The organism is Streptomyces sp. NPDC001153 (genome assembly GCF_053598315.1).
Window position 1 is genome coordinate 93,041 of record NZ_JBSFJZ010000031.1, and the last position, 25,643, is coordinate 118,683.

Sequence of the window (25,643 nt, forward strand, 5' to 3'; positions counted from 1 at the left end):
TCGTCATCGACTCGGCAAGGAGCGGCCGGCCCAAGCGGGCGGCACACCCCAACTCGTCAGAGCTTTGGCACTCCACGGCGTAATCCCAACCGTTGAACCGGGCGGGAAGCCACTTGGCCTCACCCCTTAGGCCGGGGAGAGGTGTCCTGAACCTGGGCGTCTCTCGACGTCGTGGGGTCAGTGGCCTGTGTCCGTGAAGACGCCTCACCGAACGAGGTGCCTCTTCAAACCTCCACAAGGCTACGCCCGCGCCCAGGGTGCCGCTCACCCGATTTACGGAGCCTTGACGGCACACTGACCGCATTCTCACGAAGCGCCGATGCCCCAGCGAGGATGCCTGCTTCAGCGAGTATGCGTGCTTCCTTCGCCGGTCAGGGCCGCCCGAGCGCGATCTACAGTGACACTTGGACGACACGTGCCTCGTCGGGGAAAGGGAGACTACGGCGGCATGAGCGACCTCGACATCCGGTACGCGCGCCGCGCTGTGCGCCATGCCGCCCGGCAGCTGGCCGAGGACGCCCCGAAACTGACCGCGGGCTCCGCGGACGCGTTTCGTGCCGGGCTCGCCACCCGCACCGCCGACCTGCGCAGAGCCGCGCTCTCCGCCTGGATCACGGGCATACCCGAGGACATCATCGCCGCGGACGGGCGCCTGCCCGTGGCCGTCGTACATGGTTGGGTGGCGGCCAGGTTCTCGCCAGGACACTCCGGTGACGGGTGACCGTGGCGGACAACGCCGGTGACGGCCTGTCTTCGACAGCCCTCGGTCAAGGACCGGTCATGGATTAGGGAGGCGGGCGGGTGCGGGCGTAGTCTTTATGCGGTTTGAACAGACACCTCGTTCGGTGAGGCGTCTTCACGGACACAGGCCACTGACCCGACGACGTCGAGAGACGCCCAGGTTCAGGACAGGTCTCCCCGGCCTAAGGGGTGACCCCAAGTGGCTTCCCCGCACGGGGATCACGCCGTGGAGTGCCAAAGCTCTGACGAGTTGGGGTGTGCCGGCACCGAGCGTGCCCGGCTGCCCCTTGCCGCAGGACCGCGACACCTCATGCGCGGCCGTGACCGGGAGGAGGCGACATGGACAGTAGTCCGGGCCATAGTCGGCCCCTCTTCGTGTTGTCCGCGCCGTCCTTCCGCGGCCCGCGGTAGCTCGTTCTTCCCTGACCCATCCGGCTCGTACCCGGTGGTCCGACTGCGCACCGGCTTGTTCCAGGCGTGCCTGCGTATGTCCTGGCGTACCTGTCACCGGCCGGTACGGGGAGGAAGAGCACCGCCGAGGGCCGCCCGCTGCCCCGTCGTGACGGGGCAAGGAGGTGTTCACCTTGGCTGCCCACACTCTGCTCATGTCCACCAAGGCTCGGTTCCGCAACCGCCGGGTCCACCTCGAACGCCGTGCCACCGCCACCAAAGCCGTCCGCACCTCCCTCGTCTCGCTGGCCGGCCTGATCGGCGGACCGGTCACCAACCAGGCGGGCGAGGAGGTCGGCCGCGTCGTCGACGTGGTCGCCCGGCTGTACGGCACGGAGCCGTACCCCCCGGTCACCGGGCTGATCCTGCGCATCGGCCGCCGGCAGACCTTCGTGGCCGCGGACGCGATCGGCAAGGTGCAGGCAGGTCACGTACAGCTGCGCACCGCCCGCGTCGACCTGCGCGACTTCTCCCGCCGCCCCGGCGAGGTGCTGCTGGCCAAGGACATCCTTGACCACCAGCTCGTCGACGTGGACGGCGTCCAGGTCACCCGGGCCGCCGACCTGTATCTCGCGCCCCTGGTCGGCCAGATCGTGCTGGTCGGCGTGGACGTCTCCCTGCCGACTCTGCTGCGCCGGCTCGGCCCGCGCCGCCGGCAGGCCCGGCCGACCCCGGAGCGGGTCCTGGACTGGCAGGCCGTCGCACCCTTCGCCGAACAGGCCACCGAGGGCCCGCCGGAGGTCCGGCTGCGCGCCTCCCGGGCCGCCCTGCAGCGGCTGCGCCCGGCCGACCTCGCCGACATCCTCGAAGACCTCGGCCGCAACGAACGCCAGCAGCTGCTGGGCTGGCTGGAACCGGAGCAGGCCGCCGACGCGCTGGAGGAGATGGAACCGCACGAGCTGGAGAACCTGCTGCGCGAGGCCCAGCCGGAGCACGCCGCCCGCCTCGTCGACGAGATGGAGCCCGACGAGGCCACCGATGCCCTGCGCGACCTCACCCGCGAGGAGCGCGAGGCCCTGCTGTCCCGCATGCCGAGCGGCGAGGCCGCGGAGCTGCGACGGCTGCTGACCCACCGCGAGGGCACCTCCGGCGGCGCCATGACCACACTGCTGATCACCTCCCGCCCGGACGAGACCGTCGCCAAAGTGCGGGCACAGCTGGCCGAACAGGCCGAGCACCGCACCGAGATCGACGCGATCGCCGTCGTGGACGACAACGGCCGGCTGCTGTGCGACCTCCCCCTGTTCGACCTGGCCGTCGCCGAGGACACCACCCCGATGGCCGACCTGGTGACCTGGCGATCCCAGTTCGGCCCGCCAGCCACCGTCCGCCCCGACACCCCCCTCGGCGAGGCCGCCGACCAGCTGGTCGACTCCCGCGCCACCTCACTTCTGGTGGTCGACGACACCGACCGGCCCCTCGGCCGGATCCTCGCCGACGACCTGCTCGACTACCTGCTGCCCGAGCGCGGGCGTCTGCACTTCCGGAGGTTCCTGCAGTGACCAGCGACCTGGACACCACAACGGCCACCTCCCCCGCCGCCCTCGCCACGCGGCGGCGGGGCCTGGGCCGTCTCGCGATGATCGCTGCCATCGCCGGTCCCGGTCTGGTCGCCGCGAACGCCGGCAACGACGCCGCAGGCATCGCCACCTACGCCTCCGCCGGGTCTCAATACACCTACGGCACGCTGTTCTTCATGGTGCTGGTCACCATCGCCCTGGTCATGGTCCAGGAGATGGCCGTCCGCCTCGGCGCGCACACCGGCAAGGGTCTCGGGGCGCTGATCCGCGAGCAGTTCAGCCTCCGCCTGACCGCACTTGCGGTGTTCTGTCTCCTGCTGGCCAACACGGGCCTGGTCGTCAGCGAGTTCGCGGGCATCGGTGCCGCCTTCGAACTGCTCGGCGTACCAAAGTGGGCGGTCATCCCGCCGACCGCGATCCTGCTCTGGTCGCTGGTCCTGTTCGGCTCCTACCGGTGGGCAGAACGCATCTTCCTCATCATGTCGCTGGCGTTCTTCGCCTACCCCATCGCGATGATCCTGGGCCACCCCCAATGGGGCGAGGTCGGCAAGCACCTCGTCGTCCCGCACATCGAGCCCAACAAGAGCTTCATCCTCCTCGCGGTCGCCCTGATCGGCACGACCGTCAGCCCGTACATGCAGTTCTACGCCGCCGCAGGCGTCGTCGACCGGGGCGCCAAACCCGAGGACTACCGGCTCATCAAGCTGGACGCCGTGATCGGTGCGGTGTTCGCCTGCATCATCAGCCTGACGATCATCATCGCCACCGCCGCCGCGATAGGCGGCACCGGCCCGCTGGACTCAGCGGCCCAGGCTGCACAAGCCCTCGAACCGGTCGCCGGCCAGAACGCCGAACTCCTCTTCGCCGTGGGCCTGATCGGTGCCTCCGCGCTCGCCGGTGCCGTCGTCCCGCTCTCCGCCAGCTACGCCGTCGGCGAGGCCGCCGGAGTGGAACGCTCCGTCTCCCGCAGCTTCCGCGACGCACCGCTCTTCCTGGGCCTGTTCACCGCCCAGATCGTGCTCGGCGCGGTCGTCGCCATGACCCCGGTGAACGTCATCCAGCTGCTCATCGGCACCCAGGTCCTCCAGGGCCTGATCAGCCCCATCGTGCTGGTCTACCTTCTGGTCCTGACCAACCGCCGCTCGGTGCTCGGCGCGGCGGCCAACGGCCCCCGCTACCGGATCGGCGCCACCGTCGTGGTCATCGGCGTCGCGGGCATGTCCACCATCCTGCTCGTCCAGACCATCCTCGGCTGGTTCGGCCTCGGCTGACCCCCGACGCGGGCTTCGTGCGTACGCGATGCGTGAACGGACTGTCCGGCACAGGGTGTCATGCGCGAGATCGAGTACGCAGCCGCTTCGCTGCTGACCAGGGGAAATAGCATCGCCCAGCAGCGTCGAGCACTCCCCAGCAAGGATTCGATCCCACTCCTAAAGCGGGTGTCGCAGGTTCGAATCCTGCCGGGGGCACAGAGAGAAGGGCCAGCTCAGGAGGGATTTCCTCCCAGGCTGGGCCTTCGGCGTTCCAGGGGTCGTGCCACACGCGTGCGACTATGGGCCGGCACGTTCGTCTCGGACGAGGCTGAGGCCGCTCCCCCGCCGCCCCAAAACACGGCGCCGGGCCGGTCGGCGATGGCCCGGTCCCGTTCGCTGGTCATGTGCTGATAGATCAGCGCGGCCCGTCAGCTGCTGTGGCCCAACCGGGACCAGGCGGTTCGAATGAGGCGGCGGGCGTGGTCGCTGATGTCGAACTGGGCGAGTTCGGTGGCGAACTTGAGGGAGCGGTCGAGTGCTCCCGTCGCGATCTCGGCGCGTTTGGTGGCGCGCCGAAGCAACTCCAATCCAAAACCACTCCGCCGACCTGGCACGCCCGACCCGGCGGCATTACTGGGCATGGTCATCCGGGCTGCATGCTGGTCTGCTAGGGGCAGGCGGTTGAGCTGGTCGTTGCAGGGCGGGCGGGTACCGGGGTCTGCCAGAAGAGGGTGTGGACGACGACGGGCAGTACCGAGGAGGCCGCGACAGCGAGTGCGAGGGAGGACAGGAAGTTCACGTTGTAGCCCTGCGAAAGGACAGCGAGGACGATGCTGAGGACGCCGACGCCGACACCCCGGACCAGCGAGCCGACCGGACCTCGCTGACTTCCCTGAGCCGGCCGCGGCGTGCTGTGTGCACGTGGACGTCGTGGGCCAACGCAGCGGCCGTCGAGAGCGTGGCACCGGCGACCACCCCGAGGACGGCGACGAACACCGCGCACGCCACAGCCGTGAACAGCGCGCTCCCCGCAGCGCTCGAGGTGCCCCCTTCCAGTCCGCCGGCCAGCAGCAGCGACATCTGTCCCTTCGGGTCGACCGCGGTGATGGTGCGGTCGCCGACCACCGCGGCCGCGCCCAGCCCGGCGATCGCCACGAGCAGGCAGAAGACGCTGATCACCGTGATGACGTACCGGGTGGCACGGCGAGCGGCCGCGCCGTCGGCACCGGAGTTGATCTGCATGATCATGTGCGGCATCACGGCAAGGCCCAGCACGACGGTGAGCTGCGGATGCAGGCGACCGGGACGGTGGCGCGGATGAGCGGTCCACAGCACGGCGGCGCAGGTCCAGCAGGGCGGGGTTCTCCGCGTCCGGGCTTCGGGATGCGGTCACCGGCACGGGCTGGATACGCTCGCTGAGTGGCCGGGTGACGATGGCCCAAGGCCGTGGCGCAGCAGCCGCCCCACCCGGCCCAGCGGAAACGAAGACGTCCGCATTCCAAACCTCTGCAGTGTTCACGCCTCCGTGGGAGGAAGGTTGCGATGAGGTTCACCAGCATGCGTACGGCAAAGGCCACCGCGGCAGCTCTGGTCGCCATCCCTCTCGCGCTGGGAGGTCTGGCGTCGCAGAGTCACGCACAGGATGCGTCTCCCAGCCCGTCGGGAACGTTCGGTCCCGGCTGTTCGGCGCTCTCCCAGAAGGCCACCACGGCCAAGGACAAGGTCGTAGAGGCTGCGGCCGCATATCCACAGCTCAGTCACCTGGTCTCAGCCGCGGTCAGAGCAAAGCTGAGCGGCACCCTCGACGGGAGTCCCCAGGTCACCATCTTCGCTCCCAACGACAAGGCCTTCCAGAAGGTGACCGTGTCGCAGCTTGCCTCGCTCCTCAGCAATCAGGGGCAGCTGAAGAAGGTGCTGACCTACCACGTCGTCGACAAGCAGATCACCCCGAACGAACTCTCCAACGGCTCCTTCACGACGATGGAAGGCAGCAAACTGACCACGTCGGGCTCAGGCACCCACTTCAAGGTCAACGGCAAGGCGAACATCGTCTGCGGCAACATCGCGGCCGCGAACGCCACCATCTACGTCATTGACACAGTTCTCCAGCCCCCGTCCTGACTCACGGCTCTCGTTCACGGCGCGGGGCGACCCGTTGCGGACTCGGGAACGGGAGTTCCCTCCCGCAGCTTCCCGCCCGTGGCGGTGATCTCTTCGTGCCAGCTCACGTATCGGTCGTCGAGGGCGACGGCCTGCTTCCGGCAACGTGATCGGGAGCCACCTTGTATGACGGTGTGACATGCCGTCTTTGGCGTGCTGGTTGAGCTGTTTGCCCGGATCACCCTGTGCGAGTTAATCAGGGTCGTGTCAGGGGGGACGCTGCTGTGTGGTGCCCCGGGGGTGGTTCGGGTGTCTACGGATGTCGGTGAGTTATCGGGGTTAGGGCTGCTGACCCGGGTGTATCCGCCGGGGTTGGTGGATCGTGTGGTGGCCGCCTGTGGTCGTGCGGAGCGCCGTAGGCGTCTGCTGCCGGCCCGGCTGGTGGTGTATTTCGTGCTGGGGCTGGCGCTGTTCTCTCCGGCTCCGTATCTGGAAGTGATGCGGCACCTGGTGGAGGGTCTGCGAGGTCAGGGGCTGCTGGGCGGCTGGCATGTGCCGGCGAAGTCCTCGTTGTTTCGAGCCCGGCAGCGGCTGGGCCGTGAACCATTTCTTTCGTGTGCTGTTCGCCGCGACGGCCAAGCCGATGGCCACCGAGGCGGCTCCCGGCGCTTTCTGGCGCGGGTTGCGGCTGCTGGCGGTGGACGGGACCCGCTGGGACGTCGCGGACACTGAAGCCAACGCGGCCGCCTTCGGACGTCCGGGCAGCGGCCGCGGGTCAGGCAGGAGCGCGTTTCCGCAGGTTGGATGGCTGCATTGGTGGAGGTGGGCAGCCATGCGGTACTGGACGCAGAACTCGCCGGCTGCCGCACCAAGGAAGTAACCCTGGTCGGCCGCCTGCCGCGTTCACTCGGCCCGGGCCAACTCGAGTGCCGGCCACCCATTGCTGGCTCCTGAGCTTGACCACGGCCAGGGGCGTGAAGTAGCTCGCGCAGTCGGCGGCTAGGGATTGATCCCCAAGCCTGCCTCGACGACCATCTCGGCGAACGCGGTGGTCTGCCGCTCGCGTGCGGCTGGCACAGCGTCGTAGGCAGGGGACGTTACCGCAGAGCCGGTGCGGATGTGCAGGGCTTCGTTGACGATCGGATGCCAGCGCTCACCGAACGTGGTCAGAGCGTACTGTCCAGCGCCGCCCTTGGACGTGAGCCGATCGCTGGCCAGCAGATGATGCAGGCGCGAGACACCCAGCACGAACCACTCGGTTACCCACTCGGCCCGCTCACTCGGCCAGGCGGCAACCGTGCCCTCCGGCGCGGAGCTTGTCGAGCAACGGGAGCCAGTACTCGCTCAGGTTCCCGTGGGAATAGGCACGCAGCGCCGCGCGGTCAGTCCACACACCGGCTGCTGCCAGTCGCGGTCGCCGTCGGTGACGATCAGACGGGTGACCTTGTGCGGCGCGGTCTTCCCGGTGAGTGCGTTGGTCGCGACGACCTTGTCGCCTGCCCTGATGTTCTCGATGTTCTCCGTGGAGGCGCCGGCCATGTGCACTTTGGTGCCGGCGACGAAGCACTGGGGGCACGTGCCCTCAACAGGTCTTCTTTCCTCAGCCTCGCGTAGGGCTTGTCCGAGGCCGTTGTTGAATCGGCTGATGCCATCGGTGATTTCGTAAATCCCTGCGCCCGCTATCACGATGCCTCCGGCGATGGCCGGTGCGCCCACCAGGCAGCCGAAGCCGCTCAGGCAGAGTTCTGCGCCTCCGAAGACGACTTCGCCGCCCTGGCCCGTTCCCCAGATGTCGGCACCGGTCTGGATCAGACCTGCCCAGATGTCAGGATTACTGAGGATCGCCTGCCCGTAGTCGCCGATCGTGTAGACGGTGTCCTTCAGCCAGCTGGGTACCCAGCTGCCGTCGTCAGCCTTTTGATCGCTCTTGTGTTTCTCCAACCACTGCCGAAACTGCGCCTGCTCTTGCTGCAGTTTGGTGACTGCGGGGCGCTGCGCTTCCATTGCCGCCTGGTCGGCGGCGGTGGCGTCCTTGCCGGCGGCCAGGGCTGAGGTGCGGGCTTGCTGGGCGGATGTCCAGGCCGAGTCGGCGGAGCCGCGTGCGGCGGTGGGCCGAGTGCTGGGCCTGGGCGGCGGAGGTTACGGCCGCGGCAGCTGCGTTCTCGGCGTCCTGCTGGGCGTTGCGGGCAGTGGTGGCCGAGGCCGCTGCGTCCTTGGCGGACTGTTCGGCCTGCGTGGCATAGCCGTCGGCCTGCGTGGCGTACTTCTTGGCGTCCTTGGCCGCCTGGTCGGCCTGCTTGGCGTAGCCGGCAGCTTCGTCTGCGGCCTTGGCAGCGGCGGCTGCAGCCTTGCCCGCCTCGGCCGCGTTCTTCTGCGCGGTGGCGGCCACGCCCGCAGCCTGTGCGATGAGCTGCAGGATCTGGGCCTCGTGCGTGGCGCCGAGCTGGTCCTGGCACTGGGCCTTGTACTGGCCGACGGTGATGAAGAGGTGGAGGAGGTCGGAGGGCCCTTCCAGGGCGCCTGGCCGCCGGCGACGACGCCTGCCGACTGCTGAAACTCCTCCATCAGCAGGGAACCGGCTACCGGCCCGGCCCGCAGGCCGAGGCCCTGCGGGCCAGATCGTCGTGCAGAACTACTACCGCGACGCGGCAGGCCGCCTGCGCTGGCGCACCGCCGACGACGGTGGGCTGCCGCCCTCCTCCTCGGCGGTCGTCTCCCCTTACGACACCACGGCGCGCTACGTCCGCCACGGGCACATCATCAGCTGGAAGGGGTTCGCCGCGCATGTCACCGAGACGTGTGCCTCTGGCGGCGTCAACGTGATCACGGATGTGGCCACCACCTCGGCCGCCACGAACGACGGCCAGGCCCTGCCCGGTATCCACGCCCGCCTGGCGCGCCGGGGGCTGCTGCCTGCCGAGCACCTGGTCGACGGCGGCTACACCTCCCTGGTCCACCTGGAACGAGCCCAGCGCGAACAGCAGATCACCCTCAACGGCCCACTGCCGGGCAATCCCACCCGCCAGCACCGCAAGAACGACGGCTTCGACCGCGACGATTTCCACATCGACTTCGACCGCCGGCAGGTCACCTGCCCCCAGGGTCAGGTCAGCGCCGGCTGGCACGGCCCCTACCCGACGTCCTCGCCCACCGCCGCCCCGCTGATCGTGGCCCGGTTCACCAAGAACCAGTGCCGCCCCTGCCCGGTCCGCACCCGGTGCACCACCACCGCCGACAGCGCCCGGACCGTGGGCTTCCCCCACGAGAACTCCGCGACCTGCAGCTCCGCGTCCGCGCCGAGCAGCAGACCCCTGACTGGAAGGCCCGCTACGCGGTGCGTTCCGGAGTCGAGGGCACCATCAACGAGTTCGCTCACGGACACGGCATGCGCCACTGCCGCTACCGAGGACAGCCGAAAGCCCATCTGCAACACGTACTCAGGGCCATCGCCGTGAACATCGAACGCCTCAGCAGTCAGCCCGCGACTGAGGGACCCTCTTCGCCGAGACCTCCGAACGCCTTCAAGACCTTCCTGGACCAGCACGGCATCCCCCGGTCGAAGTCATGGCGAACGCTGGGCAGTTAGACCTCCACCGCTTCAAGATCCCCGACAGAGTCAAGCTCAGCCGCGAGGCGCGCGCCCGCAGCGACGGCCACCTGCCAGCCGGACGCGCCGAGCCCGTAGGCGACGAGGCCTCCCTGGGCGGCCACCAGCGCGTCGACGAGCTGTGCCGCCTCGGGGTGGGTGAGCACATCGGTCATGTAGGCCCCTCAGTTCCGCGCCGGACATTCCGGCGGCAGCGCAGCCGTTCGAGAACGCCAGCCTCTCCGGCCCGGACGCCTGGTCGAGCTGCCGGTCAGTTTCGAGGCAATCAGACGGGCCTTGCCTCGAGCGCCGAGTGCCGGGCACCGTCCCATCGACTGCGAGAGTCTCATGCCCCGCGCTCCCTTACGACGGGATCTTCGCGTCAACGGATGTACGCCTCTTGCGGGTGATCGTCCGTCTGGCGCGGCTTCCCAGCCCGGCGGGCGCCGGAGCGGAGCGCAGTGCTTCCATGGGGCGCCGGCCAGCCGTGGCAGAAGACTCGCCCGCGCAGCAGAACACAGCGACAGGCCAACCAGGCGGGGGCAAACCACAGTGAGCCGGGCGTATGTGCGGTGGGGTGCGGCTGGGGGATGTCAGGCTCGTGCCGGCAGCGGTCTCATCGAGGGCGAGCTCGACGAGGAGACGAGCCCGGCCAGCCCTCCGGCGCGAGCACCACCGCGCGTGGAGGGGGCGGAGACGCACGGTGAGACTGACCTGTAGGCGTCGACCGGCTCACCCACTGCTGGTGTCCATCCCTGGGAAACGGCCCACCAGCCCGAGCTGACTGGTAGGGATGATGCTATGGATGATCAACAGCTCGGCCCCGACGGCGAGGCCGCCCTCCAGCACGGCCGCGAACTGCTGGCCGCGGGCGACCGCGACGGCGCAGAGGAGCGATTCGCCGAGGCAGCCGAACTCGGCGCCCTGGACGCGCCTTGGCGAATCGCGCAGGCCTACCTTGAGGCGCACGATACCTGCACCGCCGCGTGGATGCGCCGAGCCGCGACCTCCTTGAGCCAGCCCGGCGGCATCACCGTCGACCCCGACACACTGCCGATCACCACCATCAGATGCGAGGACTACGAGGTCCTTGCCGACCAGGTATGGTGCGTCGCGGTCACCGACTGCGACCCGCAGGCGGCCGTCGCGGCGCTGCGAGCCGCCGCCCCCTCGATCGGCCAAGCCACCGAAGACGGCCGCGTACCCGCCGCCGACCAGATCGCCACCGCGCCTTACTACGCGAACTGCACCTGGGTCGACGAGACGAAGCTGACACTGACCCTGGACGCCAAGGACGGGGTCATGCCGATGCTTGCGCGCGTCGTCCTGACCGTCCTCGTCGCAGAGCTCGAGCGCACCGGTGCCACCCAGGCACGACTTCACACCCCGCGTTCGGCCTGGCCCCTGTACTGAGGCGCGCCTCGCAGCGGTGGCCGATGCGGCCGATCAGTGCAGCAGAGATCGAGGGCCGCGCTCTCAGGTGGTGAGGGCGGCGGTGTCGACCCAGCGGGCCAGCACGCTGAATGCCGCGAGCTGTTCCAGCGCCGCGTGCTTGGGCAGTTCCCGCAGGCCGCCCTCGTTGCTGTTGGGGTTTCTGATGCCGGTATAGCAACCCTCGGCGAAGGCAGCGGCGCCGCGCTGAACACTGCGGAAGGTGTCGCTGCCGCCGTCGGGCATCAGCCGCAGCCGCGGCTGTCCCGGCTTGGGATCGTCTTTGGAGAACACGCTCTGGAACAGGGCGGTCTCGGTGGCGTCCCGGCGCGCGACCTTACTAGTGCCGCGTCAAGCTACGTTCGCCCTGTCGTGATGTGTCGCCCCGTTGCTGTGCCGGGAAGCACCGGACGGCCAGAATGATCACGTGGCTGAAGCACTCCACCGGAGCGATCCTGTGGACAGAGGCCGCCGTCGGCGAGCGCTCCCTGCATCTGATCTCCACCACCTGTGACCGTGCGCGGTAGTTGGCGGATGTGCACGGTTACTGGCGGAAGCGCCGAGACCATGACGTGAGCTGCGTATCCGCAGGTGGAGCGCCTCGGGCGGGTTCCGGAGCCGCCAACTACGACCTACTACGGCGACCCGCCGACGGGTCCAGGCGGGGCGTTGCGCATGCCCGTCAGGGCGGGGAGGGACGGGCACGGGCCAAAGGCTCCAGGTCCCCGTACAGGGCCGCGTGGGGTGCGATAGAGCCGGTCCAGTGAGGGGCCGCGCGGCGTGCCTGCACGGAGGGTTTGGGGGTAGGCGCGTTGCGTACGGCCAATACGCTCAGGCAGAGGGCGGTGACCATGGATGAGGCTGCCCGAACCGAGACCACGCATCGGTGGTCCTCAGGCCGCTGGTGACCGCGTCGGCGGCGTACGAGGGCGGCCCCGCCGACATCGCCGCCGCCAGCCACCTCGCCCGCGGCTTCCTGGCGCGTGTGCAGGCAGAGCACGGTCTTTCGGTCTCCGGCCGGGCGATGGGCATGGTGCAGCTGATCACCAACGCCTGCGAGCACGCGCCCGGGCCGTGCCTGCTCGATCTGGAAGTGCACGGCGGCACCATCAAGATCACGGTCTGGGACAGTGAACCGGTGCCTCCGGTGGCCCAGGCCGCCGATCCCGGCCGGGTGGGCCAGCACGGCCTGGAGATCGTCGTGGCCGTGTGTCAGGAGATCGAGGTGCACCGGGAGCCGGTCGGTAAGCGCACGGTCGGGTCGGTGATGCTCGCCGACGACCCCGGCGGTGACATCTCGGGCCGCCACCGCTGAGGCCGTCAGCGGCCTCGACGACTGGTGAGGAACCGTGGTTGGCACTGAGATCGATCATGGCCGTCGCCGGTCCGTTGTGCTCCTAGGATGGGCCGGGTGATGGCAAGGACCAATGACATCGAGAAGGCGGCCGAGGTGCTGCGCGCCGGAGGGCTGGTGGCCCTCCCGACCGAGACCGTCTACGGTCTGGGCGCCAACGCCGAGAATCCCACTGCGGTCTCGCGCATCTTCCAGGTCAAGGGACGTCCGCCCTCCCACCCGCTGATCGTCCACATCGGCGGCGCGGAGCATCTGGACGACTGGGTGAAGGACGTGCCCCAGGCGGCGCGCCTGCTGGCCGAGCACTTCTGGCCGGGGCCGCTCACGCTGGTCCTGCAGCGCGGTCGCCGGGTGCCCCTGGAGGCGACCGGCGGCTTGGAGACGGTGGCGGTGCGCGTGCCCGACCACCCCGTCGCACTGGCGCTGCTGGCGGCCTTCGGCGGCGGTGTCACGGCCCCCTCCGCCAACCGCTTCGGCCAGGTCAGCCCGACCACGGCGGACCATGTCCGTGCCGAGCTCGGCGATGGGGTCGACTTCGTGCTGGACGGTGGCCCCTGCGAGGTCGGTGTCGAGTCGACGATCGTCGACGTCACCGGCGAGATCCCGAGCATTCTCCGGCCGGGCGGGGTGACGCGCGAGGACCTCGAAGCGGTGCTGGGGCGCCCGGTCACTGTCCCTGCCACCAGCCGCGTCCGGGTGCCGGGGCAGCATCCGTCGCACTACGCTCCGCGTGCGCGGGTCGTCCTCGTCGAGCCGGAGCATGTCGTCGCCGAGGCGGAGCGGGCGCAGGAGCTGGGGCACCGGGTGGGCGTCTTTCTGCCTGCCTCCTTCGCCGGCACCCCGGTGAAGGCGCACGCCGTGGTGACGGTCCCGTCTTCGATGGGCGCCTACGCCCGCGGGCTGTACGGGTTCCTGCGTGAGCTGGACCAGCAGGGGTGCGACCTCATCGTGGCCTCGTTGCCGGTGGAGGAGGGGCTGGGACTGGCGATCGCCAACCGGCTGCGCCGCGCCGCGGGGCCCCGGCCCACCGTGTGACCGGCACCGACGCCGTGCCTTTACTGCTCCCGGGGACGGGGGCCGGGCGGATGCGTGACGGGGTCGGCCGGGCGCCCACCGCTCTGGCAGTCCAGGCACAGCTCGTGCCGCCCCTCGTCGGTGACGACCGTTCCCCATCCCCGGCACACCTCGCAGCCCGCGGCCCGCGCCAGGTCGGCGCGGGGGACGGTGCCGGGCGCGTATTCGGCTCCGTGAGCCATCGGGCGCCCCCTCCCGTGGATGATCAAGCGGTGAACCCGATGGGTTCCTCCTCCACTTATATAGGCGTGTCCTGCGGCCGCGGCAATTCACGCTGAGCAGCCACGGCCGGGGCGGTCAGGACGCGGCGGGGACTGTGGCGTCGAGGCCGCGGGCGGCGACGAGCTGCGCGCTGCCGTCGGCCAGGCGGTAGCGCAGGCCCACCACGGCGGCCTGCCCGGCGGCGACCTTGTCGGCGAGGACCCGGGAGCGGTCCAGGAGCAGGTCGGCGGTGTGCCTTATGTGCTCGGCGAGGATCTGATCGGGCTCGACCTGTCCGGCGGCCCGCGCGGCCAGCACGCTGGGGGTCACCCGCTCCACGACGTCCCGGACGTACCCGGCCGGTGTCATGCCGTTCTCCAGGGCAGCGCACGCGGCGCCGACCGCGCCGCACGAGTCGTGGCCGAGGACCACGACCAGCGGGCAGCCCAGCACGTCCACGCCGAACTCGATGCTGCCCAGCACCTCCGGGCCCATGACGTGGCCTGCGGTGCGTACCACGAACAGGTCGCCCAGGCCGCGGTCGAAGATGATCTCGGCGGCCAGCCGGGAGTCGGAGCACCCGAACAGCACGGCGAAGGGCTGCTGGGACGGGGCGGTCTCGGCGCGGCGGGCGGCGTCCTGGTTGGGGTGCTCAGGGGTACCGGCGACGAAGCGCCGGTTGCCGGCCAGCAGCAGCTCGAAGGCGTCGCGGGGCGTCGGGGTGTGGATCTCTGTCATGGCCGCAGCCTACGAGCCGGACCGTTCGTTGGCAGTGCGTGGATGCTCACAACGGCGGCGATGCGCAGCCCCTTGCGGCCTCGCTGGAGGTGTACTGGCTCCCGCCCTGGCCGGACCGTCACAACGATGCCGGCGCGCATGAACGCGCGACGGACCGGCTGGCGTCGGGGAACGGACGGGCGGTGATAGTCGCCATCGCGGTGGCCACCGTGCTCCTCGCGGTGGTCTCCGTCGTGGTGCGTGACCTGCCCAGGTGAGCCTCTATGAGCTGTTCGGGGAACCGATGGTGCGCAGCTGGCGTGCCGCAGCCGGCCGCCACCGAATGGGCCGCGGGATGACCACCCGGACGGGCGGTGCGGCGGGACCGATTCTCCGGCGGCGCCCGCACCTCCCGCGGAGTGTGCGGATCCTGCGGGACCGCCCGCCCGGCTGCACCGTTCTCCCAGCGGTGCAGCCGCCCCGTGCCCGTGCGCCTCGTGCGCAGAGGTGCCGGCCGTGGGGGTTGCGTGCGCGTCAGGGTGCGGGAGGGACGGCGCGGGCCAGGGGTTCCAGGTTGCCGTAGAGGGCGGCGTGGAGTGCGGCCGCGAGTTCACGGGCGCGTTCTTCGCTACGACGCCGTGCATCATGAAGTAGACCGGCCCTGTGTAGGCGTCCAGGTCGACCTCATGGCTGTGGATCAGGCGGCTGATCGCGTCCCGGATTGCCTCGTTGACGGTATCGGCGACCGCGTCGCCGGAGCCGGCGGTGAGGGTGTCCGCCTTCACGGTCCACCGCTGGCGCTTTTCGGATTCGATGGCGACGAATACGGCGTTGTGCGCCATGGCGTCGCGGTAGACGTCGTGGAAGGCGTCGGTGCCGGTGGCATCCGGGATGAGGTGCGCGGGGCAGGGAACCGGCAGAGGCTGCACCAGAGCATTCTGCCAACACGTGAGACCTCTGCGCACCCGCCACGCGACGGCGGGTCAGGTTGAGTGACCAGCAGATGGCCGGGGCGCTGCGGCGCGTGGTGGTGACGGCGAGCGGGCGCCGCCTTCACGCCTCGCGGCGTCCGCTGACACGCCCTTGGATGCCGGGCGGGCGCGGGTGCAGGCTCTGCCCACTGCGCTCACGAGCGCTTCATCCGGCCCATGAGCGGTGTCAGTTGGCCTTTCTGCGCGGTGCTGTTGGCCCGCAGGGTAGCGGTCGGTTCTCCCACCTGCGGGAATTTGCGGGAAGTGGTATGGGGTGCTGCTTGCTCGGGCTGTGCTGGGTGCATGAAGGCTCCCGTTCGTACGGCTGCTGCGGAGTCGGCACCGGTGTGGTCGCACAGCTGCACTCTGGATGACCTCGCCACCTGCTACGCCGTCGATGCGGAGGCGGCTGCTCGTCTGGATACGGGCTCGGGCTGGGGGCGGCGATGGACAGCGTTGTGGAAGGCGTCTGAGGCTGAGGTGATCTGTCCGGTCCAGGATCTGGCGGGCTTTCCCGCGCTCTCCGAGTTGGGCGATCGCCCGCAGACGAGTGGGCACGGTCCTGGCTCCGGACGAAAGCCCGCGGCGCCTAGATGTTGCTGGCCATGACGTTGGTAATGCTCCTGCGGAGGCGTGAGGCTGGAGGACGGTTGTCGGCTGTGGTGTGGGGCTGGTGGTAGTTGTAATGGACGTTCCAGACCGCGATCGCCCGGGCCCGTTCCTCCTCCGAGACCCAGTGACGGGCGTAGAGCAGCTCTTCGGCGAGGATGCGCTGGTACCGCTCGACCTTGCCGTTGTGCCGGGGCGTGTAGGGCCTGGTCCGCTGGTGGTGGGAGGCTCGGGAGGTCAGGGAGCGCGTGAAGACCGCGGCGCGGTAGTTGGCGCCGTTGTCGGTGACCACACGGACGATCCGGTGGATGCCGTGGGCGGCGAAGAACGTGCAGGCGCGGCTGAGGAACGCCGCGGTGGTGGCAGCCTTCTCGTCGGGGAGGGGCTCCGTATGGGCCAGGCGGGAGAACCCGTCGACGGCGGAGTGCAGGTAGACGTACCCGCCTCTGGCACCGGCGGTCTTCGCACGCTGGGCGGCCCTGGCTTGTTCGGAATCGCGGCCGTGGGCCCGCCATCCGCCGCCGTCGGGGATGCGTCCGACCTTCTTGACGTCCAGGTGCACCATGTGGCCCGGGTAGCGGGCCACGATCCGTTTGGGTGGGCGCCGGTTGGCAGACCCGTCGGGGTCGAGGAACCGGCGGTGGTTGATGCCCAGGCGTTCCAGCCACCGGCCCACGGTGCGTTCGCTGATCCGCACACCCTGGCCCGTGAGTTCGAGCGTGATCCTGCGAGCGGACCACTTGTGATTCCGCCGCAGTCGCTCGATCCGTTCGACGATCTCGGGCGGGGTCTGGGTCGGTGAGGGGTGCGGAACACTGGAGCGGTCCCTCAGCCCTGTCTCGCCGTAGGTGCTTACCGGTTCTGCCACTTGGACAGGCAGGCCCGGGAGACGCTGGCCTCGGCGGCGACGTGAGCAATCGGACGGGTGCGGCAGCGTTCGATGAGCCTGCGGCGTCCCTCGACGGTCAATGGGGCGTTTGCATGCGTCACCGGAGCACCTCGCTGCCCCGGCCGGCCACGACTACTGTGCGCAAGGGGACCGCGATGAGCAGCCCGACCGCGACGAGAAGCCCACTCACCCACAACGGCCCGAGGTCCCCGACCGCAGTGGTCAGGGTGGTTGCGGCGATGAGCGGTCCGACGGCGGCGCCGATGTTGAGTGCCGCGGTCGCGTAGGAGCCAGCCATGGTGGGGGCCCCGGCCGCCTCGTAGAGGATCCGCGTGATCAGGGTGCTGCCCACCGCGAACGACAGCGCACCCTGGACGAACACGAGAACGAGCAGTGCGACCGGCCGGTCAGCCAGCACCGCCAAGGCAGGCCAGCCGATGAGCAGTAGCGGGCCGCCAGCGGCGAGGACCAGGCCGGGGTGCTGGTCGGACAGCCGTCCGGCGACGGTGACGCCGATGAACGAGCCGACGCCAAAAAGCACCAGGGCGACGGAGATCCACAGCTCGCCCAGCCCGGCGGTGCCGGTCACGACCGGGGCAAGGAACGTGATGCCGGCGAAGGTCGCCGCGTTCACCAGCGCGCCGAGCAGCACGACCACGAGCAACCGCAGACCCCCAAGCTGTGCGAGCTCCGCTCGCAGGGGCGGCCCCTCAGCTGCGCCCTTCTGTCCACGGCGCGCCGGGATGCCGGTGAGGACGCCGATGGCTGCGGGCAGGCAGAGCGCGGCGACGGCCCAGAACGTGGCCCGCCAGCCGAGCTGGGTGCCCAGCACCGATCCCGCGGGGACGCCGGCGACCATGGCCACCGTGGTGCCCGACAGCAGCACGGCGAGCGCGCGCCCCTTCTGGTCCGTAGGGACCAGTGTGGCGGCGATCGTCAGAGCGACGGCGAGGAACCCGGCGTTCGCGAGTGCCGCGATGACCCGGGTCGCGAACAGGACCGCGAAGCTATCGGTGGCGGCGCCCAAGACGTGGGCTGACAGGAACACGAGGACGAACCCGAGCAGGCTCGATCGTCCGGGCAGCTTGCGGGCAAGTGCGGCCATGAGCGGGGCACCGACGATCATGCCGATCGCGTACGCCGAGGTGAGCGTGCCCGCTGTCCCGACGGTGACGCCGAGGCCTGAGGCGATGTCCGGCAGGAGGCCGGCGAGCATGAACTCTGAGGTGCCCATGGCGAAGACCGCCAGGGCAAGCAGGTACAGCGGAAAAGGCATCGAGTGGCTCCGAGGTGAGGAGAGGCACGAGAAGGTCATCTCGTCACCGCGGCCAGCCCCAAGGGCGCACTTGTCCGACCGCAGAACGCGGCGCGATAACAGGCTGTGAGCTCAGTGGTTCAGGGGGCTGACGGCGTGACCGAAAGCCCCCAACCTGTCTGACTCAGGACTCGACATGGTCCGCACGCTACCCGACCGAAGCCTGCCGAGGCACCCCGGTTTCACTGGCGTCGACCGGTGCCACCAACGTCATGTCCCGCAACACCTAGAGGGTGTCCGGTGGGTCGACTGCTCAACTGGCCTTTGTACTGCGCGAATCGAGGTTGTCAACGGTTCGGTGAGACCGGGTGCCTGAGCCGTTTGTACCGGGCCGAGCCGGAGATCTTCTCCCGTGCGGCCGGCGCTCCTCGGGCAGTTCTGCCCACTGGCTCCGCCGGTTCGAGATCACCATCCATGGGAGGGAATGCGTATCCGTACGACCGTCGCCGCCTGCACTCCGGCTGCGGCAGCCATCCTCGGAAGCTCCGGGGCTGCCTTCGCCGACGCTGGGGCCAAAGGGGCAGTGGTGGGCTCGCCCGGCGTCGTCTCCGGCAATGTGATCCAGGTGCCGATCCAGGTGCCGATCAACGTGTGCGGCAACACCATCGCCATCGTCGGCCTGCTGAACCCGGCGAGCGGCAACGTCTGCGTCATCGACTGACGCGGGACCGCCCGGAGCCGCTTCGGGGCGGGCGCTCCCGGCGCGGATCGGGTCGCCCGCCGAACGGGTCATTGGATGGACCGGACGGATGCGTGGCCAAACCGAAGCTCCGTCCGGCTCCGCAGGGCTGGAGCGTGTCCGGTGGGCAAGTACCCGCTCCACCGGACACACCTTAGGGGCTCAGCCAGCATCAAGGCCGGAAGCCCTTCAAACGGAGATCCCTGAGACGTCACCTGAACTCGATGGGATCCGGAAGGTCGGGAATCACACCGTCTGCTGCGGTCTCCGGCTCACCGGTGCGCTCATCCTGCTCGCTCGTGGCGGTCGGCTCTTCTTCAGGAGTGCTGGTCATGCATGGCCCCCTTCTCGGGTGTCCGGGCAACGCGGGTGCGCCGCTCGGCGCGGCGGTCGCGATCACCCTCCCCTAGGCCGTGTCCGATGGGTCGCGTGACCCGCCCCCTGGTGGATCGTTTCGGTCGTTGTGGGGCGGGGTGATCTTTCGGATGACGAATGGGCTCGGCTGGAACCACATCTGCCGAGGAGGGCGGGACGGGGTGGACGATGGCAGTGCCACCGCCGGGTGATCAACGGGATTCCGTTCCGGCAGCGGACTGGCCTGCCGTGGCGGGATGTGCCGTCCCGTTTCGGGATATGGAAGACGGTTCATGACCGTCATCGCAGGTGGTCAGCAGACGGCACGTGGGAGAGGATCCTGCGGACCGTCCAGGCCGACGCCGATGCCGAGGGCCGGATCGACTGGAGCATGGTCAGCGTGGACTCCACCTCCTGCCGGGCTCACCAGCATGCGGCAGGTGCTCACTCCCGCCCACCGAGCGTTCCCGGCAGACGAAGCACGCCGGTCCGGCACCGGACAGACGAGGCCTTGGATCGTTCCAGAGGCGGCCTGACCTGCAAGATTCATGTGGCGGGCGAGGGTGGACGTCGCCCCCTCGCCTTCGTCATCACTCCCGGCCAGTGGGGCGATGCCCCACAATTGATCCCCGTACTGGAACAGATCCGGGTTCCGCGGCCGACCGGCGGACACCCACGCACTCGGCCCGATCACCTTGGCGGCGACAAAGCCTATTCGTCGCGCCGCAACCGTCGCTATCTGCGGCGCCAGATCAAGCACACGATCCCGGAGCCCAGGGACCAGCGTGCCAACCGTCGGCGGCGCGGCAGTAAGGGCGGCCGTCCGACCGGGTTCGACAGAGAGATCTACCGGCGCCGCAACGAAGTGGAACGGACGATCAACCGGCTAAAGATCTTCCGTGCGGTCGCGACTCGTTACGACAAGAGAGCCTATGTCTTTCACGGGACGGTCACCGTCGCCTCGATCCGGCTCTGGCTGCGTACGTAGGTTCGCTCGGGCCTACTCCAGCATGCGTTCGGCGTCATCCGGGACCCAGGGGAAGGGGACGTTGGGCCATCGCGCGGCGGCCCACGCGTCGAGATCGACGGCGAGCACGGCGTCGATGAAGACCTGCGGCGGTCGGTAACCATGATCGGTGACGTAGTGCGTGATCAGGAACGGAGCGGCATAGGCGACCCCAGGCTCGCCCGGGATCCGAACCTCCCCGTTCCCTTCCGGAGCCTTCTCCTCAAGGCACAGGTCGCATTCGTGCACCCCGAGACAGACATTCATCCACTGGACCTGCTGAACAGCCTTCAGCTTCTCCACAAACGCGGTGGGGACCGGTCCCGTCGAGTACGGCTTGCCGGCTTCCAACCACCCAACGCTCAGGCGGGTGTACGCCGGGCGGTACCAGAGCGCGTAGAAGCCCGACTCCCTGTCCGTGAACGCATCCTCGTCCTGGTAGTCGTACTCGCTGAGATCTTCGTAGAACACCCGCACATCATCGCCGCACCGCTTCCTTGACGCCCAAGCGAGCCACGACCCATCGGACAGGGCCTAACGCAGCGAGTCATAAGCATCATATTCAGGACTTGGCCTGCATCCTTCGGTGCGGGAGGGAAGCGCCCGGTTTCTCCGCTGTAGCAGCGATCCCGGGGCCTCGACGGGCCAACTACCGTGCAACGTTCTGGCCAAGCAGAAATCAACGGTTGCCTGGCCTGCGGCGTTCGGCGGCTGACTGGCCACCAATCGCGCAACGTCACAACAGCCGTGAGGAAGGATGGCCGGCAGGAATGACGTAGGGGGGCCTCGTGCGGCTGACGATCGACACTGAGACGGACACCTACGAACAGGCGATTGCCGCCATCCAGGCCGCCTACGGGCTGCGTCCCGTGCCCCCGGCCGACTGGCCGGAGGCCCCGGCCGTGGAGCCCCGGCCCGACCCGCAGGACCTGAGCAGTGACGACATCGGGGACGGCTGGAGCGATCGGACGCTCTTCCAGATGATCGCGTCGCTGATGCCCGGAGCCCCGGCGGTACTGCGCCGGGTCACCGAGGTGGGTGGGTACGCCTCGTACGAGGACGTCCAGCACTATTTCGCCAGCCATCCGACGGTCCCGATCCCGCCCTCACGGATCGGCGGCGGCACGCTGACCAGTGTAAAGACGGTGCAGCGCCGTGTCGGTCCGGACGGCGCTGGCCCCCTGCTCCAGCGGGACGAACGAGTACGGCGCTACCGCATCGACGACACGCTCGCGACCGGGCTCACGCGGGCCTTCGCCATGGCCGATGCCCGCCCCGACCTCCTGCGCGGCGAACCCTCCGAAGCGGCCACCTGATCCGCTGCGGGCAGCGGGCCTGCTCCGCCGCTCAGCTCTGTTGCGTTCCACTATGCCTCGCGCGATGGCTTCGGCCGCTCTCGCGTTGTCCGCCGCGTTTCTGCTCGGCGCGTGCGGTAGTACCGGTACTGGTTCCGGGGCTGGTTCGGTTCATGCGGGCGGTTCGGCTGCAGCGGCTCCGGACGGGGCTCAGCCGGCGGCCACCGCGTCTGCAGGCGATGGTCAGACAGTGACGGCTGCGTCTGCGAAGACCACCGGATGCCGGAACCTGATCGCGACCGCGGCGGTCAAGACGGCGGTCACCCGGGCGTACACCAGCCACAACGCCCATTTCCACCACATCAAGCCGCGCCCGGGCCAGTTCCTTTACGGGCAGTGCGGGGACACGCGGTACGCCGCGACCGCCTTCGAACTCACCCCGGGCGCGACGCCCCAGGAGCAGGTCGGCATCCAGGATGACGGCAGTGCGCGCAAGTACTTCATCCTCCGGGGCGGCCGGCCCTGGGGTTACCGCCACAGCGCCGCCCCGTTCAGCGGCGGCTGCGTCGGAATCCCCCGGGAGCTCTCCCAGCTGTGGGACAACTGCCCCTCGGAGTGACGACTGACGAGTGCCGTGGGTCCAGGCTCCGATGGGTGCGGATCCTTTGAAGGGACAGGTGCGTGCTGAGCTCGGCCGTGGCCATGAAGCGTCGGCGTAGGCGAGGTAGGTGCCGCAGATGGTGCACCGGAAGAGCATGGCGCTTGCGCCTTGCCCGAGGTCGATCAGGAAGTCCTCGAGCTGGGACGCGTCGTGCCATCCGCTCATGCGCAGGTCGAGTCGGAGCTGGTCGAGTGCCTCGGGGTGGGCCTCAGTTCGGTGTATCCGACCTCGCCGATGAAGGCGGCTGCGTCGTTGCAGTGGGTAAGCCAGTGCGGATCCTGCCAGGCGTGCAAGCCGGGGGTGCGGTGGCTGACCTGCTCCAGGGTCTCCTCGCTGACGCCGTCGAGCCCGCAGGCATCGGTGAATTCGCCTTCGAATCGCGAGTTCGGACACCGAGCAGTGGCTGCGGGAACATCTGAGGAGCACCGCGCCTGCAGGATGACGCCGCCCCCGCGCAGGCGGACTCCTCGTCTGCAGCGCCTCATCAGCCACTGCTCTGGCTGCCGGATGATCGGATCCAGGTCCTCCGCAGCTTGGCAGCCCGCGATTCCACGCCAGCACCCGGCCGCGCTGCGAGCGCCCTCGATCTCCTCTCTCTGTGGCGGTGCCGCCACACGGCGGGGGACTCATCCCAGTGTCCACTGCTGATTGCTGCCGCCGTTGCAGGTCCACAGCTCGGCGAGGGTTCCGTCGGCGGTGGCCGCTCCGGTGACATCCAGGCACAGGCCGGACTGGACGCCTGTGACGGTGCCGTTGGAGTTCAGCGTCCACTGCTGGTTGGTCTGGCCGTTGCACGGCCAGACCTCCACCTTCGTCCCGGGGGTGGTCTGGTTGTTGTAGGCGTCCAGACACATCTGGGCGCTGCCGGAGTAGACGGTGAGCTGGTCGGAGGTGGAATGCGTCCATGTCTGGTTGGCCCCGCCGTTGCAGCTCCAGACCTCCACCTGGGTGCCGGCGGTCGTGGTGGAGTTCGGTACGTCCAGGCATTTGCCCGCACCCACCGCGTGCAGCTCACCGGTCACGCTGGTGCCGCCGCCGCTGCTGGTGCCGCCCGCGACCCGGTACATCACCGTGCCGTGGGCCGGCACCGAGGCGCTGATGGTGCCGGAGGTGGTCGAGGACGCGCCCGACCACAGGTCGGTCAGGGTATAGGCGGACGCCCCAGTCTTCCCGATCGCGGCCGCGGTGGTGGTGATGGTGGCCGTCGAGCCCGTCTCGTTGAACAGGGCCACCGACACGTCCCCGTTCGCCAGCGGCTTGGCCAGCACGTCCAGGCCGCCCGAGGACGACACCATGGTGCCCTGTTTGCCGAGGGGGTCCTGGTCGACCGCGATCACCCGGGAGTTGGTCAGGGTGGACAAGGTGTCGGAACTGGCCGAGGGAATGTTGGTGCCCGTGATCAGCGGAGCGGCCATCTCCGCCCACAGGCTGAACTCGCTGCGGTTCTCGGTGGCCGTCATCGAGCCGTTGCCGATCTCCAGCATGTCCGGGTCGTTCCAGTGGCCGGGACCGGCGTAGGAGGCCAGTCCCACGTTGCTGTGGAAGATCGACAGCATGCTGGAGTAGCTGGGGCTGATGTCCCCGGTGGTGCGCCAGCTGTTGCCCACACCCGCGCCCCAGGTCCACACGTTCTCCTGGCCCCAGTTGCACAGGCTGAACAGGATCGGCCGGCCGGTGGCGGCCAGGGCGTCCCGCATCGCGGTGTACCGGGTTTGTGCCGGCACCCCGGTGTTGTTGCAGTTGTCGTACTTCAGATAGTCCACACCCCACGACGCGAACGACTGCGCGTCCGTGGTCTCGTGCCCCAGGCTGCCCGGATACCCCGCACAGGTCGCGGTGCCCGCGTCCTCGTAGATTCCCAGCTTCAGCCCCAGCGCGTGCACGTAGTCCGCGGTGCCCTTGATGCCGTCGGGGAACTTGGCCGGATCCGGCACCAGGTGGCCACCGGAATCGCGGCTGTGGGTCATCCAGCAGTCGTCGATGTTGACGTACGAGTAGCCCGCCGCCTGCATGCCGTTGGTGTGCATCGCCTGAGCGGTGGACTTGATCAGCGACTCGGAGACATTGCAGCCGTACGCGTTCCAGTCGTTGAAGCCCATCTGCGGCGTCAGGGCGAGCCCGTTGCCCAACGCTGCGGCGGGCTGCGCCGTGCCCAGGGGGAGCAGGGGGGCGACCACGGTGAGCAGCACGGCCGAGAAGGTGAGTACCAGGGTTTTGCCCAGGGACAGCAACGGGGGCAGCGGTCGGAGGCGTCTGGCTCTCACCGTGGTCATGGTCATAAGTCCTTGGCTCCTGTGCTCAGTTGGACGAACGGACATGAGTTCAGCGCCCTTCATCGCGAACCTCGACGTCGCGCCAGCGCGGACAGGACCGCGTCGTAGGCCGGCTTCTTGTTGCCGCGCGCGTCGAACAGCAGCGGGTTCTCCCCCGTCCGCCACGAGTCACTGTCCCTGATCCCCCACACGGTGATGCCGGTGCAGCGGGCGACGTTCATGCACGCCTGCACGGTGTTGGCGTAGGCGGTCGGTGAGGCCTGGGCGATGTCGAGTTCGGTGATCTGGACGTCCACGCCGAGCGCGGCGAAGTTGGCCAGGGTGGTCCGGAAGCCGGCCGGCGGGCCGCCGGCGCCGAAGTGGCTCTGGAAGCCGACGCAGTCGATGGGCACACCGCGGGACTTGAAGTCCTTGACCATGGCGTAGACGCCCTGAGTCTTGGCGTCGGTCCAGTTCTCGATGTTGTAGTCGTTGTAGCAGAGCTTGGCCGAGGGATCGGCGGCCCGCGCGGTGCGGAACGCCTCCTCGATGAAGCCGTTGCCCAGCACGTTCTGGAAGACCGAGCTGCGGTGCTGGGAGGAGCCGTCGGCGAAGGCCTCGTTGACCACGTCCCAGGCGTAGATCTTGCCCTTGAAGTGGCTCATCTCGGTGGTGATGTGGTTCTTCATCACGCTGCGCAGCGTGTTCGCGTCGGTGATCGACCTGACCCAGGCGGGAAGTTGCGAGTGCCACACCAGGGTGTGGCCGCGCATCCGCTGCCCGTGCGCGGAGGCGTGGACGACGATCGAGTCGGCCGGGCCGAAGTTGAAGGTGCCGCGGGACGGTTCGGTGGTGTCCCACTTCATCTCGTTCTCCGGGGTGATCATGCTGAACTCCCGGTCGAGAATCGTGGAGTACGTCGGGTCGCCGAGCTTCCCGGCTGCCACGGCCGTGCCGCAGTAGCGGCCGCTGCCCGCCGCGGCCGAGCCCAGCGTGCCGGAGGCCGCATGTGCCGCGGGTGCCGCCGTCCCGGCCAGGGCCAGCACCGTACCGACCGTCAGACCGGTGGCCGGGGCGAGGACCTTGCGGAGAGGGAGCACCTCGTTGAGCCAGGACATGGAGGATCATTCTCCTTGTGTGTGTGGGGGGGTGAGACACCGACCGCGAGACAGTGCTGCGGTGCAG

At 69.3% G+C, this 25,643-nt stretch carries 27 protein-coding genes, 5 pseudogenes and 2 riboswitches; of the genes and pseudogenes, 16 read left to right on the forward strand and 16 right to left on the reverse strand.

Translation table 11 applies throughout. The features are described from left to right. Positions 1–40: 40 nt before the first annotated feature. Positions 41–223: riboswitch (M-box (ykoK) riboswitch) on the reverse strand. Positions 224–448: 225 nt separating this feature from the next. The 3 genes from ACWDEN_RS31135 (at position 449) to ACWDEN_RS31145 (ending at position 3,982) form a co-directional block, all read left to right on the forward strand. Continuing rightward, positions 449–721: a hypothetical protein gene (locus tag ACWDEN_RS31135; RefSeq protein ID WP_351620251.1), complete on the forward strand. Its 273-nt coding sequence runs from the start codon at positions 449–451 to the stop codon at positions 719–721. A gap of 109 nt (positions 722–830) precedes the next feature. Next, positions 831–1,003, forward strand: a riboswitch (M-box (ykoK) riboswitch). 343 nt (positions 1,004–1,346) lie between these two features. Further along, positions 1,347–2,693, forward strand: coding sequence for a magnesium transporter MgtE N-terminal domain-containing protein (locus ACWDEN_RS31140; protein ID WP_450861134.1), 1,347 nt, complete (start codon positions 1,347–1,349; stop codon positions 2,691–2,693). Continuing rightward, complete coding sequence (locus ACWDEN_RS31145) at positions 2,690–3,982, forward strand: NRAMP family divalent metal transporter (protein ID WP_450861136.1); 1,293 nt, start codon at positions 2,690–2,692, stop codon at positions 3,980–3,982. The genes ACWDEN_RS31140 and ACWDEN_RS31145 overlap by 4 nt, the downstream gene beginning before the upstream one ends. 431 nt (positions 3,983–4,413) lie before the next feature. On the opposite strand, the pseudogene ACWDEN_RS31150 reads toward ACWDEN_RS31145, so the two are convergent. Together ACWDEN_RS31150 and ACWDEN_RS31155 are read right to left on the reverse strand one after the other, a co-directional pair. Then, positions 4,414–4,545, reverse strand: a pseudogene (locus ACWDEN_RS31150) (replication initiation protein); the annotation flags it as partial. A 214-nt stretch (positions 4,546–4,759) separates the two neighbouring features. Then, complete coding sequence (locus tag ACWDEN_RS31155) at positions 4,760–5,299, reverse strand: sodium:solute symporter family transporter (RefSeq protein ID WP_450861138.1); 540 nt, start codon at positions 5,297–5,299, stop codon at positions 4,760–4,762. Positions 5,300–5,506: 207 nt separating this feature from the next. Here ACWDEN_RS31155 and ACWDEN_RS31160 point away from each other — a divergent pair, with 207 nt between their 5' ends. Next, positions 5,507–6,085 carry a fasciclin domain-containing protein gene (locus ACWDEN_RS31160; RefSeq protein WP_450861140.1) on the forward strand — a complete coding sequence of 193 codons (579 nt, stop codon included), beginning with the start codon at positions 5,507–5,509 and terminating at the stop codon, positions 6,083–6,085. A gap of 192 nt (positions 6,086–6,277) precedes the next feature. Beyond that, positions 6,278–6,796 (forward strand): transposase domain-containing protein, encoded by a 519-nt coding sequence (locus tag ACWDEN_RS31165; RefSeq protein WP_351622872.1) that lies wholly within the window; start codon positions 6,278–6,280, stop codon positions 6,794–6,796. Positions 6,797–7,063: 267 nt separating this feature from the next. Here the strand turns inward: ACWDEN_RS31165 and ACWDEN_RS31170 are convergent. Together ACWDEN_RS31170 and ACWDEN_RS31175 are read right to left on the reverse strand one after the other, a co-directional pair. Further along, a pseudogene (locus tag ACWDEN_RS31170) lies at positions 7,064–7,348 on the reverse strand (aminoglycoside adenylyltransferase domain-containing protein); the annotation flags it as partial. Positions 7,349–7,408: 60 nt separating this feature from the next. Beyond that, positions 7,409–8,068: a hypothetical protein gene (locus ACWDEN_RS31175; RefSeq protein WP_450861142.1), complete on the reverse strand. Its 660-nt coding sequence runs from the start codon at positions 8,066–8,068 to the stop codon at positions 7,409–7,411. A 112-nt stretch (positions 8,069–8,180) separates the two neighbouring features. On the opposite strand from ACWDEN_RS31175, the gene ACWDEN_RS31180 reads away from it, so the two are divergent. Then, positions 8,181–8,618 (forward strand): hypothetical protein, encoded by a 438-nt coding sequence (locus tag ACWDEN_RS31180; protein ID WP_450861144.1) that lies wholly within the window; start codon positions 8,181–8,183, stop codon positions 8,616–8,618. A 25-nt stretch (positions 8,619–8,643) separates the two neighbouring features. On the opposite strand, the gene ACWDEN_RS31185 is transcribed toward ACWDEN_RS31180, so the two are convergent. Beyond that, positions 8,644–9,189 (reverse strand): hypothetical protein, encoded by a 546-nt coding sequence (locus ACWDEN_RS31185; RefSeq protein ID WP_450861146.1) that lies wholly within the window; start codon positions 9,187–9,189, stop codon positions 8,644–8,646. A 92-nt stretch (positions 9,190–9,281) separates the two neighbouring features. Here ACWDEN_RS31185 and ACWDEN_RS31190 point away from each other — a divergent pair, with 92 nt between their 5' ends. Further along, complete coding sequence (locus ACWDEN_RS31190; protein WP_450861191.1) at positions 9,282–9,650, forward strand: transposase; 369 nt, start codon at positions 9,282–9,284, stop codon at positions 9,648–9,650. Here the strand turns inward: ACWDEN_RS31190 and ACWDEN_RS31195 are convergent. Beyond that, positions 9,647–9,826, reverse strand: a complete 180-nt coding sequence (locus ACWDEN_RS31195; protein WP_450861148.1) for a hypothetical protein — start codon at positions 9,824–9,826, stop codon at positions 9,647–9,649. The two genes, ACWDEN_RS31190 and ACWDEN_RS31195, sit on opposite strands and share 4 nt — an antisense overlap. Before the next feature lie 625 nt (positions 9,827–10,451). Between ACWDEN_RS31195 and ACWDEN_RS31200 the strand changes: the two genes are divergently transcribed. Beyond that, a complete protein-coding gene (locus ACWDEN_RS31200) occupies positions 10,452–11,063 on the forward strand; it encodes a hypothetical protein (RefSeq protein WP_450861149.1) in 612 nt (203 codons plus the stop codon). Between the two features lie 63 nt (positions 11,064–11,126). Here ACWDEN_RS31200 and ACWDEN_RS31205 read toward each other — a convergent pair. Then, positions 11,127–11,396 (reverse strand): annotated as a pseudogene (locus ACWDEN_RS31205) (TIGR02391 family protein); the annotation flags it as partial. A gap of 571 nt (positions 11,397–11,967) precedes the next feature. On the opposite strand from ACWDEN_RS31205, the gene ACWDEN_RS31210 reads away from it, so the two are divergent. Further along, positions 11,968–12,396 carry an ATP-binding protein gene (locus ACWDEN_RS31210; protein WP_450861150.1) on the forward strand — a complete coding sequence of 143 codons (429 nt, stop codon included), beginning with the start codon at positions 11,968–11,970 and terminating at the stop codon, positions 12,394–12,396. 99 nt (positions 12,397–12,495) lie between these two features. After that, positions 12,496–13,470: an L-threonylcarbamoyladenylate synthase gene (locus tag ACWDEN_RS31215; RefSeq protein WP_450861151.1), complete on the forward strand. Its 975-nt coding sequence runs from the start codon at positions 12,496–12,498 to the stop codon at positions 13,468–13,470. A 20-nt stretch (positions 13,471–13,490) separates the two neighbouring features. On the opposite strand, the gene ACWDEN_RS31220 is transcribed toward ACWDEN_RS31215, so the two are convergent. Both ACWDEN_RS31220 and ACWDEN_RS31225 read right to left on the reverse strand, forming a co-directional pair. Beyond that, entirely contained in the window at positions 13,491–13,691 is a 201-nt protein-coding gene (locus ACWDEN_RS31220; protein ID WP_351623369.1) for a hypothetical protein, read from the reverse strand. 115 nt (positions 13,692–13,806) lie between these two features. Then, complete coding sequence (locus ACWDEN_RS31225) at positions 13,807–14,448, reverse strand: carbonic anhydrase (RefSeq protein ID WP_351623370.1); 642 nt, start codon at positions 14,446–14,448, stop codon at positions 13,807–13,809. Between the two features lie 38 nt (positions 14,449–14,486). Here ACWDEN_RS31225 and ACWDEN_RS31230 point away from each other — a divergent pair, with 38 nt between their 5' ends. Further along, entirely contained in the window at positions 14,487–14,705 is a 219-nt protein-coding gene (locus ACWDEN_RS31230; protein ID WP_351623371.1) for a hypothetical protein, read from the forward strand. A gap of 408 nt (positions 14,706–15,113) precedes the next feature. After that, a complete protein-coding gene (locus tag ACWDEN_RS31235; protein WP_450861152.1) occupies positions 15,114–15,419 on the forward strand; it encodes a hypothetical protein in 306 nt (101 codons plus the stop codon). A 568-nt stretch (positions 15,420–15,987) separates the two neighbouring features. Here ACWDEN_RS31235 and ACWDEN_RS31240 read toward each other — a convergent pair. Together ACWDEN_RS31240 and ACWDEN_RS31245 are read right to left on the reverse strand one after the other, a co-directional pair. Continuing rightward, positions 15,988–16,997: pseudogene (locus tag ACWDEN_RS31240) on the reverse strand (IS481 family transposase). Beyond that, entirely contained in the window at positions 16,994–18,172 is a 1,179-nt protein-coding gene (locus ACWDEN_RS31245) for a Cmx/CmrA family chloramphenicol efflux MFS transporter (RefSeq protein ID WP_450861154.1), read from the reverse strand. The pseudogene ACWDEN_RS31240 and the gene ACWDEN_RS31245 overlap by 4 nt, the downstream one beginning before the upstream one ends. Positions 18,173–18,635: 463 nt before the next feature. On the opposite strand from ACWDEN_RS31245, the gene ACWDEN_RS31250 reads away from it, so the two are divergent. Continuing rightward, positions 18,636–18,872: a chaplin gene (locus tag ACWDEN_RS31250; RefSeq protein WP_450861155.1), complete on the forward strand. Its 237-nt coding sequence runs from the start codon at positions 18,636–18,638 to the stop codon at positions 18,870–18,872. A 229-nt stretch (positions 18,873–19,101) separates the two neighbouring features. Here the strand turns inward: ACWDEN_RS31250 and ACWDEN_RS31255 are convergent, their stop codons facing one another. Next, on the reverse strand, positions 19,102–19,224 hold the full coding sequence (locus ACWDEN_RS31255; protein WP_450861157.1) for a hypothetical protein: 123 nt from the start codon (positions 19,222–19,224) through the stop codon (positions 19,102–19,104). A gap of 129 nt (positions 19,225–19,353) precedes the next feature. On the opposite strand from ACWDEN_RS31255, the gene ACWDEN_RS31260 reads away from it, so the two are divergent. After that, a complete protein-coding gene (locus ACWDEN_RS31260) occupies positions 19,354–20,232 on the forward strand; it encodes an IS5 family transposase (protein ID WP_450861159.1) in 879 nt (292 codons plus the stop codon). Between the two features lie 12 nt (positions 20,233–20,244). Here ACWDEN_RS31260 and ACWDEN_RS31265 read toward each other — a convergent pair whose 3' ends face one another. Next, positions 20,245–20,721, reverse strand: coding sequence for a DUF7919 family protein (locus ACWDEN_RS31265; protein ID WP_351623384.1), 477 nt, complete (start codon positions 20,719–20,721; stop codon positions 20,245–20,247). 317 nt (positions 20,722–21,038) lie between these two features. On the opposite strand from ACWDEN_RS31265, the gene ACWDEN_RS31270 reads away from it, so the two are divergent. Continuing rightward, positions 21,039–21,566, forward strand: a complete 528-nt coding sequence (locus ACWDEN_RS31270) for a hypothetical protein (protein ID WP_450861161.1) — start codon at positions 21,039–21,041, stop codon at positions 21,564–21,566. Between the two features lie 229 nt (positions 21,567–21,795). Beyond that, on the forward strand, positions 21,796–22,164 hold the full coding sequence (locus ACWDEN_RS31275; RefSeq protein ID WP_450861163.1) for a hypothetical protein: 369 nt from the start codon (positions 21,796–21,798) through the stop codon (positions 22,162–22,164). 203 nt (positions 22,165–22,367) lie between these two features. On the opposite strand, the gene ACWDEN_RS31280 is transcribed toward ACWDEN_RS31275, so the two are convergent. The 3 genes and pseudogenes from ACWDEN_RS31280 to ACWDEN_RS31290 all read right to left on the reverse strand — a co-directional run. Next, positions 22,368–22,691 carry a CbrC family protein gene (locus ACWDEN_RS31280; RefSeq protein ID WP_450861165.1) on the reverse strand — a complete coding sequence of 108 codons (324 nt, stop codon included), beginning with the start codon at positions 22,689–22,691 and terminating at the stop codon, positions 22,368–22,370. A 141-nt stretch (positions 22,692–22,832) separates the two neighbouring features. Continuing rightward, entirely contained in the window at positions 22,833–24,485 is a 1,653-nt protein-coding gene (locus tag ACWDEN_RS31285; protein ID WP_450861167.1) for a glycoside hydrolase family 27 protein, read from the reverse strand. Positions 24,486–24,547: 62 nt separating this feature from the next. Continuing rightward, positions 24,548–25,576, reverse strand: a pseudogene (locus tag ACWDEN_RS31290) (endo-1,4-beta-xylanase); the annotation flags it as partial. Positions 25,577–25,643 lie beyond the last annotated feature (67 nt).

Excerpts from the sequence above, each read along its gene's own strand:
- ACWDEN_RS31135 (WP_351620251.1), top strand. The coding sequence starts at position 449 with ATGAGCGACCTCGACATCCGGTACGCGCGCCGCGCTGTGCGCCATGCC.
- ACWDEN_RS31140 (WP_450861134.1), top strand. The coding sequence starts at position 1,347 with ATGTCCACCAAGGCTCGGTTCCGCAACCGCCGGGTCCACCTCGAACGC.
- ACWDEN_RS31160 (WP_450861140.1), top strand. The coding sequence starts at position 5,507 with ATGAGGTTCACCAGCATGCGTACGGCAAAGGCCACCGCGGCAGCTCTG.
- ACWDEN_RS31175 (WP_450861142.1), bottom strand. The coding sequence starts at position 8,068 with ATGGAAGCGCAGCGCCCCGCAGTCACCAAACTGCAGCAAGAGCAGGCG.
- ACWDEN_RS31195 (WP_450861148.1), bottom strand. The coding sequence starts at position 9,826 with ATGACCGATGTGCTCACCCACCCCGAGGCGGCACAGCTCGTCGACGCG.
- ACWDEN_RS31200 (WP_450861149.1), top strand. The coding sequence starts at position 10,452 with ATGGATGATCAACAGCTCGGCCCCGACGGCGAGGCCGCCCTCCAGCAC.
- ACWDEN_RS31215 (WP_450861151.1), top strand. The coding sequence starts at position 12,496 with ATGGCAAGGACCAATGACATCGAGAAGGCGGCCGAGGTGCTGCGCGCC.
- ACWDEN_RS31220 (WP_351623369.1), bottom strand. The coding sequence starts at position 13,691 with ATGGCTCACGGAGCCGAATACGCGCCCGGCACCGTCCCCCGCGCCGAC.
- ACWDEN_RS31225 (WP_351623370.1), bottom strand. The coding sequence starts at position 14,448 with ATGACAGAGATCCACACCCCGACGCCCCGCGACGCCTTCGAGCTGCTG.
- ACWDEN_RS31235 (WP_450861152.1), top strand. The coding sequence starts at position 15,114 with ATGGCTGTGGATCAGGCGGCTGATCGCGTCCCGGATTGCCTCGTTGAC.
- ACWDEN_RS31245 (WP_450861154.1), bottom strand. The coding sequence starts at position 18,172 with ATGCCTTTTCCGCTGTACCTGCTTGCCCTGGCGGTCTTCGCCATGGGC.
- ACWDEN_RS31250 (WP_450861155.1), top strand. The coding sequence starts at position 18,636 with ATGCGTATCCGTACGACCGTCGCCGCCTGCACTCCGGCTGCGGCAGCC.
- ACWDEN_RS31255 (WP_450861157.1), bottom strand. The coding sequence starts at position 19,224 with ATGACCAGCACTCCTGAAGAAGAGCCGACCGCCACGAGCGAGCAGGAT.
- ACWDEN_RS31280 (WP_450861165.1), bottom strand. The coding sequence starts at position 22,691 with ATGAGGCGCTGCAGACGAGGAGTCCGCCTGCGCGGGGGCGGCGTCATC.
- ACWDEN_RS31285 (WP_450861167.1), bottom strand. The coding sequence starts at position 24,485 with ATGACCATGACCACGGTGAGAGCCAGACGCCTCCGACCGCTGCCCCCG.